The sequence below is a fragment of the Protofrankia sp. Cr1 genome (assembly GCF_963555865.1).
Taxonomy (GTDB): domain Bacteria; phylum Actinomycetota; class Actinomycetes; order Frankiales; family Frankiaceae; genus Protofrankia.
Genome location: NZ_CAUVXO010000048.1, coordinates 12,365 through 13,003 on the forward strand (window position 1 = coordinate 12,365; position 639 = coordinate 13,003).

A 639-nucleotide genomic window follows, 5' to 3' on the forward strand; every position below is an offset into this window, starting at 1 on the left:
ATTTCTCTGACCGGCCGGCCGGATGATTGACACGCATAGTAGTCGACATGCGTCGAGATTCGCGGAAAATGGCCCTTGCGGTCACAGCGTGTAGTTCGCTACCGTGGCCGGGCTCTCAGCAACACCGGGCCGAACGCCGAGTTCTGCCCTCGGTCCGGTGTTCCCTTCTAGTAATCACCAGGGCAGCAGCGGGGGAACCAGGACTTGACGGACGTCGCCCTTGTGGCGCCGTCCTCGGGGTGAAGTCGGCCGCGGATCTCCGCGCTGACCGGGCTTCCCGGCCCGAACCCGACAGCTAACCTCGCAGGCGTACGGGAAGGATCATTGTTGCCTGCATATCAGGCGTGTGCAGATTCTGCTGACGGGGTTCCGTCCGGACACGGTCGCCACCGTGCACCGACCGCCAGGTCCAGCTTCCGCCGCCGGTCCGCACGTGCGGTGGTTGCCGCCGCGGCCACCGGGACCGTCGCTCTGACCGCTTTTGCGGCCCCCGCACTGGCGAACGACGCCGGGGCTGACAGTCCGGCCGGCTCGACCACTGCCACCACTGCCACCGCGCAGACCTGGGCCGGTGACACCGCTGCCGGTGACGCCGGGACCGCGCCCTCGGCGTCCGATTCGCCCTCGGCGTCCGACCCG

Annotated in this window: 1 pseudogene and 1 riboswitch; the pseudogene reads left to right on the forward strand. The window is 68.5% G+C overall.

The annotated features are described in order from the left end of the window. The first annotated feature begins 165 nt into the window (after nucleotides 1–165). Nucleotides 166–324, forward strand: a riboswitch (cyclic di-AMP (ydaO/yuaA leader). Nucleotides 325–438: 114 nt separating this feature from the next. Next, nucleotides 439–639 (forward strand): annotated as a pseudogene (locus U9980_RS06945) (hypothetical protein); the annotation flags it as partial.